General features: G+C 71.7%; 7 protein-coding genes. 3 read left to right on the top strand and 4 right to left on the bottom strand.

Going from position 1 to position 6,988, the window contains the following annotated elements; translation table 11 throughout:
• On the bottom strand, window positions 1–956 hold a 956-nt coding region (locus CHR28_RS15360), incomplete at its 3' end, for a maltotransferase domain-containing protein (protein WP_143655841.1).
• 70 nt (window positions 957–1,026) lie between these two features.
• The gene (locus CHR28_RS15355; protein ID WP_094054179.1) at window positions 1,027–1,347 is read right to left on the bottom strand and encodes a DUF5133 domain-containing protein; all 321 of its coding nucleotides are present in this window, start codon (window positions 1,345–1,347) and stop codon (window positions 1,027–1,029) included.
• Between the two features lie 363 nt (window positions 1,348–1,710).
• Here CHR28_RS15355 and CHR28_RS15350 point away from each other — a divergent pair, with 363 nt between their 5' ends.
• Together CHR28_RS15350 and glgX are read left to right on the top strand one after the other, a co-directional pair.
• Window positions 1,711–2,223 (top strand): pep a2, encoded by a 513-nt coding sequence (locus CHR28_RS15350; RefSeq protein ID WP_094054178.1) that lies wholly within the window; start codon window positions 1,711–1,713, stop codon window positions 2,221–2,223.
• Window positions 2,220–4,379 carry a glycogen debranching protein GlgX gene (gene glgX, locus CHR28_RS15345; RefSeq protein ID WP_094054177.1) on the top strand — a complete coding sequence of 720 codons (2,160 nt, stop codon included), beginning with the start codon at window positions 2,220–2,222 and terminating at the stop codon, window positions 4,377–4,379. The genes CHR28_RS15350 and glgX overlap by 4 nt, the downstream gene beginning before the upstream one ends.
• Window positions 4,380–4,478: 99 nt before the next feature.
• On the opposite strand, the gene CHR28_RS15340 is transcribed toward glgX, so the two are convergent.
• Complete coding sequence (locus CHR28_RS15340; protein ID WP_179272449.1) at window positions 4,479–5,282, bottom strand: VOC family protein; 804 nt, start codon at window positions 5,280–5,282, stop codon at window positions 4,479–4,481.
• Between the two features lie 250 nt (window positions 5,283–5,532).
• Here CHR28_RS15340 and CHR28_RS15335 point away from each other — a divergent pair, with 250 nt between their 5' ends.
• The gene (locus CHR28_RS15335; protein ID WP_094054175.1) at window positions 5,533–5,871 is read left to right on the top strand and encodes an ANTAR domain-containing protein; all 339 of its coding nucleotides are present in this window, start codon (window positions 5,533–5,535) and stop codon (window positions 5,869–5,871) included.
• A gap of 33 nt (window positions 5,872–5,904) precedes the next feature.
• Here the strand turns inward: CHR28_RS15335 and CHR28_RS15330 are convergent, their stop codons facing one another.
• Entirely contained in the window at window positions 5,905–6,696 is a 792-nt protein-coding gene (locus CHR28_RS15330) for an RNA polymerase sigma factor SigF (protein ID WP_094054174.1), read from the bottom strand.
• Between the last annotated feature and the right edge of the window lie 292 nt (window positions 6,697–6,988).

Below are 6,988 nucleotides of genomic sequence, written 5' to 3'. Positions count from 1 at the left end.
GGGTGGTCCGGGGAGCACTGCAGGGCGAAGTCCAGGGCGATCTCCATGCCCAGCCCGCGGGCCTGCCGCACGAACCAGGTGAAGTCCTCCAGGGTCCCCAGCTCGGGGTGGACGGCGTCGTGGCCGCCCTCGGGCGAACCGATCGCCCAGGGCACCCCCACATCGTCAGGGCCGGGGCTCAGGGTGTTGTTCCTGCCCTTGCGGAACGTCGTGCCGATCGGATGGATCGGCGGCAGGTACACCACGTCGAAGCCCATCGCCGCGATCGCCGGCAACCGCCGCGCGGCGGTCCGGAACGTCCCGTGCGGCTGCTCCGGGGTGCCCTCCGAACGCGGGAAGAACTCGTACCAGGACCCGTACAACGCCCGCTCCCGCTCGACGAGAAGCGGCAGCGGTTCGGAGGTGGTGACCAGGTCCCGCAGCGGGTAGCGGTCCAGCACCGCGTCGACCTCGGGCGTCAGCGCCGCCGCCAGTCGCGCGGCCGGGGGAAGCGTGTCGTCGCGCAGGGTGCGCGCCGCGCCGAGCAGCACCTTGCGGCCGGCGTCCTTCGGCACGCCGGCCGCCGCCCGCTCGTGGAGGTCGGCACCCTCCTCCAGGACCAGGCCCGGGTCGATGCCCGCCGGAACCTTTATCCCCGCCGTGTGGCGCCAGGTGGCCACCGGGTCGCTCCAGGCCTCCACGCGGTACGTCCAGCGGCCCTCGGTGCCCGCGGTGACCTCGGCACCCCAGCGGTCGCTGCCGGGGGCGAGCTCGCGCATGGGCGTCCACGGTCCCGGGCGGCCCTCGGGGTCCTTCAGGACGACATTGGCGGCGACCGCGTCGTGCCCCTCCCGGAACACGGTGGCGGTGACCTGGAACGTCTCGCCCACGACCGCCTTGGCAGGCCGGTTGCCGTTCTCCACCGCAGGCCGGACGTCCCGTACCGGGATACGGCCGATGGGCCGGGTCTTGCTCATGGTCCTCACCTCCACCGTGCTCGACAGCCGGGCCGGGGCCCGGTCGGGGGACAGCTGTGCGGGAAGGCTGTCACCTTCCCGCCGGGGAACGCCGCTCGACCGCCGGCGTGCGGCACTCGACGGCCTGCGGTCTTCGTCCCACCGCGGCGGCCGGACGGGACCGTTCGGTCAGCTCCTGGACGGGGGCGGCCTGGTGCGCGCGCAGGTACCGCTCGGCCGCGTCCGCCGCCTCCCGCGCACAGCGCTTGCCCATCAGCACGCACAGGGTGTAGCCCGAGTCCTCGAACGTGGCCCGTACCGTGCGGTCGTCGGGCGCCGCGAGCATCACGCGTTCCCAGGCCCGGTAACGCCGCAACTGCCGGGCGACTTCGGCTTTGGCGGGTAGCAGCATGGCGCCGATCACCTTTCGGGCTCGAGGGGCACGGTCTCCCGACGGTCGGACGGCGTGCCGTGCGCACAGCGGCACGGACCCGTAACGGCGATCGAGTTCTTCACACATGGTGCACGCGCGACGACGCAGCGTCTTGTTGGAGCTTCAACCAGTGGCGGTTCCGCTGCGCTGTTCAGGGCATCCCCGCCCGCTCACTTGTGGGCTCAGCCGACTCAAAGGTGCGCTCGTGTTGCACGAACGGGCTAGCACCCTCAGGCTGAGGGTGACTCAGAAGCGATACGCGCTCACGTTCCGTGTTCGGGGCTCGTCCCGCAGGACCGCGGGAACGAGGAGGAGCTGAGCTTCGCGGTGAGGAGCCGACCGATGAAGACCGCAGTGCCCTGCTACTACCACCTCGACGTGGAAGTCAGCCCGGACCGGGTGGGACAGGTCAGCCGTATTCTGGCCGCTCACCTGAAGTTCTGGGATCTGGACAACCTGGTCCAGCCCGTCTGCGGCGGTGCCGAGATGCTGCTCAAGGCCATCGACGAACACGCCACGGACAAGAAGACGTCGATCGAGATGTGGTGGAACGGGCAGCACCTGATCACCGCCATCGGGGACAACGACCGGGCGCTGCGCCCGGACCAGGAGCTGCGCGGCTGCCTGGAGCACCTCGCCGCCATGAGCGACGGCTGGGGCTGCTGCGCCACCGAGACCGGCAGCAAGGTCATCTGGTTCTCGCAGCGCGCCCGGGCCGGCGAGCGCGTCCCGCTGGTGCCGACCGCGCCCGCCCCGCAGGAGAGCGAAGGCCTCGACGTGCCCCGGGAAGTGCGCATCACCCAGCTGGCCGCCCCCGCGGTCCTTCCGGACGAGGTCCTGGAGGACGCCCGGTGACCCGGCGGCAGACACGGAAAGGGGTGTCCGCGTGGAGCGGGCGCCCCTACCCGCTGGGTGCGGCCTACGACGGAGAGGGCACCAACTTCGCGCTCTTCAGCGAGGTCGCCGAACGGGTCGAGCTGGTCCTCGTCGACGACGACGGCACCCACACCCGAGTGCCGCTGAACGAGGTCGACGGCTTCGTCTGGCACGGGTACCTGCCCGGCGTGGGCCCCGGCCAGCGCTACGGCTACCGCGTGCACGGGCCGTGGGCCCCGGCCGCGGGCCACCGCTGCAACCCGGCCAAGCTGCTGCTGGACCCGTACGCCCAGGCGGTGGACGGGCAGATCGACAACCACCCCTCGCTCTACGAGCGCAACCCGGACGGCCCCGACCCGGCCGACAGCGCCGGGCACACCATGCTGGGCGTGGTGACCGACCCCGCCTTCGACTGGGGCGACGACAGCCGGCCGTGCCGGGCCTACGCCGACACGGTGATCTACGAGGCGCACGTCAAGGGCCTGACCCGCACCCACCCCGAGGTGCCCGGGGAACTGCGCGGCACCTACGCCGGGCTGGCCCATCCCGCCGTGATCGAGCACCTCACCTCGCTGGGCGTCACGGCGGTGGAACTGATGCCGGTCCACCAGTTCGTCCACGACGGCATCCTGCACGACCGGGGCCTGGCGAACTACTGGGGCTACAACACCATCGGCTTCTTCGCGCCGCACAACGGCTACGCCGCCCACGGCACCAGGGGCCAGCAGGTCACCGAGTTCAAGCAGATGGTGAAGACCCTGCACGCGGCCGGGCTCGAAGTGATCCTCGACGTGGTCTACAACCACACCGCCGAGGGCAACGAACTGGGCCCCACGCTGTCCTTCCGCGGCATCGACAACTCCTCGTACTACCGCCTGGTCGACGGTGACTGGGAGCACTACTACGACACCACCGGCACCGGCAACAGCCTGCTGATGCGCCACCCCTACGTGCTGCAGCTGATCATGGACTCGCTGCGGTACTGGGTCACCGAGATGCACGTCGACGGCTTCCGCTTCGACCTGGCGGCCACCCTGGCCCGGCAGTTCCACGAGGTGGACCGGCTGTCGGCGTTCTTCGACCTCATCCAGCAGGACCCGGTGATCAGCCGCGTCAAGCTGATCGCCGAGCCGTGGGACGTCGGCGAGGGCGGCTACCAGGTGGGCAACTTCCCGCCGCTGTGGTCGGAGTGGAACGGCATGTACCGCGACGCGGTCCGGGACTTCTGGCGCGGCGAGGACCACACGCTCGGCGAGTTCGCCTCCCGGCTGACCGGATCCTCCGACCTGTACCAGCACAGCCGGCGCCGCCCGCGCGCCAGCGTCAACTTCGTCACCGCGCACGACGGCTTCACGCTGCGCGACCTGGTCTCCTACAACGACAAGCACAACGAGGACAACGGCGAGGACAACCAGGACGGCGAGAGCACCAACCGGTCCTGGAACTGCGGCGCCGAGGGCCCGACCCGCGACCCGGCCGTCCTCGAACTGCGCGGCCGCCAGCAGCGCAACTTCCTCGCCACGCTCCTGCTGTCCCAGGGCATCCCGATGCTCTGCCACGGCGACGAACTCGGGCGCACCCAGGGCGGCAACAACAACGCCTACTGCCAGGACAACGAGATCTCCTGGGTCGACTGGCGGCTCACCGAGGAACAGCGCGACCTGCTGGAGTTCACCCGGTACGTCATCCGGCTGCGCACCGGCCACCCCGTGCTGCGCCGGCGCCGCTTCTTCCTCGGGGAGACCCTCACCCGCGCCGACCAGCCGCTGCCCGACCTGGTGTGGCTGGCGCCGGACGCCTCCGAGATGACCGACGACGACTGGCAGCGCGGCGACGCGCACTCCGTCGGCGTCTTCCTCAACGGCGACGCCATCGCCGAACCCGACCCGCGCGGGCGCCCGGTGGTCGACGACTCCTTCCTGCTGCTGCTCAACAGCCACTGGGAGCCGGTCGACTTCCGCCTCCCGGACGCCGCCTACGGCGAACGCTGGACGGCCCTGATCGACACCGCCGACCCCGGGGGCACGCCCGACGAGTCGGAGCACAAGGCGGGCACCGGCCTGACCGTCGGGGCCCGCAGCCTGGTCCTGCTGTCCCGTCCGTCCCGGGCCACGGGCGGAGGCCCGACCGGCTGACGACCGGCCCGGCAGCCCAGGAACATGAGAGGGCCCCGCGCACCGCCCGGTGCGCGGGGCCCCCTCCTCGGCTGCCGGGCCTTCCCGGCTCGCGCGGGATCAGCCGTCGCGGCGTGCCGTCACGGTGAACTGGGCGCCGTCGTGGTCGCGCAGCACCGCCTCGTCACCGCCCTTGGACAGCACGCTGCCGCCGTGCAGTTCCGCGGCCCGGGCGCAGGCCTCCACGTCGTCGACGGTGAAGTGGACCTGCCAGTGCGGTCTGATCGTCGGATCGGGGGCCGTCTCCAGCGCGCCCGACTCGATCCGCGCCACCACGTCACCGCGGCTGCGCAGCACGACCTCGCCGCCCTCGTAGTGGACCTCGCAGCAGCCGGGACGCCCCGAGGCCCAGTCGAGGACCTCGCCGTAGAAGATGGCCGCGTCGAAGGCGTCCCGGGTGTGCAGCGTGATGAAGGCCGGCTGTGCGTTGCGCCAGGTCTCCCAGTCGGTGAACAGGTCGCCCTCCCAGATCCCGAAGGTGGCCCCGTCCCGGTCGGCGAGCAGGGCCGCCCGGCCCGGCGGCAGCGAGATCGGGCCGACGGCGGTCGTGCCCATGCGCTCCTGCACCCGGGCCACCGCCTCGTCCGCGCTGCGCACGGCGAAGTAGGGCGTCCACGCCACCGCCATCTGCCACATGGTCGCCACCCCGGCGATGCCGGCCACCGGAGAGCCGTCCACCAGTGCGATCCGGAACCGGTCCCCGAGCTTGGCGGGCCGCCACTGCCAGCCCAGCACGGCCCCGTAGAACTCCTCGGTCGCCTGGACGTCGCGGCTGGTCAGACTCACCCAGCAGGGTGCCCCGAACACGGAGTGCGAGGAGAGCACGTCCTTGGTGCCGGAGGAGGTGGGCATGTCGTGGTTCATGGCAGTCGCGTCCTGATCTCGTCGCCTGGCAGCCACCGGAGGAATGACACCAGTGTCCAACCGGAACCGCGGTGGGCGCCTGCCGAGTACCCCGGCGACAGTGCCGAAACGGTGTCCGGAACCGGCTGCTCCGCCCCGGTGGCACCGGGCGGGCCGAGTGACGACCATGGAGGGGTCGGACACTGCGTCATGGCACTCAAGCACTCTGTGAGGCCGACGGGACAGCGGCACACCGGACCGGGAGGTGACCATGCCCACGGACGGGGGCTCGGAGCGGATCCTCGCACTGCAGGAGGAGGTCCAGCAGCTGAAGGAGGCGGTCGTCTCGCACGCTGTCGTCGACCAGGCGATCGGGATGATCGTGGCGCTCGGCCGGGTCTCGCCCGACCGGGGGTGGGACGTGCTGAAGGAGGTCTCCCAGCACACCAACATCAAGCTGCGCAACGTCGCGGAGCTGATCCTCGTCTGGGGCCGCACCGGCCTGATGCCCGAGGAGATACGGGCCGCGCTGGAGGACGCCCTGGACCGCGCCGGACCGACCCAGATCCCGGGGGCGCCCCAGGCGCCGGGAACGCCGCCGGAGGCATGACCCCCGGCGGCACCGGCCCACCCGGTCACCCCCTCAGCGGTTCTCGGCGAGCAGCTCCTCGCGCAGATGGGCGAAGCAGCTGCTGAGCAGCCGGGAGACGTGCATCTGCGAGATCCCGAGCTGCTCGGCGATGCGGCTCTGGGTCATGCCCTTGAAGAACCGCAGGTAGAGGATGACCCGCTCACGCTCCGGCAGCGCCTGCAGGCAGGGCTTGACGGCCACGCGGTTGACGACGGTGTCGAAGGCCGGGTCGGGCCCGCCGATCGCGTCCCCGAGGGCGTAGCCGTCGGTGCCGGGCATCTCCGCCTCCAGCGACAGTGCGGAGAAGCACTCCAGCGCCTCCATGCCGGTGCGCACCTCGCCCTCGGTGAGCTGGGCGTACTCGGCGATCTCGGCGACCGTGGGGGAGCGGCCGGAGGTGGTCTGGGACAGTTCCTTGACGGCGTGCCGCACCCGGTTGCGCAGGTCCTGGACCCGGCGCGGGACGTGCAGGGTCCACATGTGGTCGCGGAAGTGGCGTTTGATCTCGCCGGTGACCGTCGGCACGGCGTAGGCCTCGAAGGCGTTGCCGCGCGCCGGGTCGTAGTGGTCGACGGCCTTGACCAGACCGAGGGCCGCGACCTGGTAGAGGTCCTCCAGGGCCTCGCCGCGGCCGCGGAAGCGGACGGCGATCCGTTCGGCCATCGGGAGCCAGGCCTCGACCAGCTCGTCGCGCAGTGCCTTGCGCTCGGGCCCGTCGGGCAGCCGCACGAGGCGGGCGAAGGCCTCGGCGGTGTCGGGTGCGTCGTCGTGGGGGTGCGTTCGGGTGCTGCCGGCGATACGCATGGTGCGCACCTCCCTGAGCAGGTGCGGAAGGGACGGTCACCATGGGAGGCGCGGACGCGGACCTCACGGGGCACCCGGGGCCCGGCAGGCCGGCTCCCACGGACGTGCCTCCTGTCCGAAGCACTTCACTCCCCATCCCTGGGCAGTGACATAAGAATCAATTCCGACAATACGGCATTCGAGACTCCTTGGCGCCGTCGAGGCGACCGGAAACCTCCGCGCCCCCCTCGGCCGGACCCGGAGATCCGGGCCGGCCGGCCCGGTGATCTTCACTCCTGGAAGTGATGTGCGG

It is taken from the genome of Streptomyces sp. XY006 (genome assembly GCF_002237655.1).
In the GTDB taxonomy this organism is placed as follows: domain Bacteria; phylum Actinomycetota; class Actinomycetes; order Streptomycetales; family Streptomycetaceae; genus Streptomyces; species Streptomyces levis.
The sequence above is the reverse complement of the archived record's forward strand: the minus strand, read 5'-3'. Positions and strand labels throughout refer to the sequence as shown.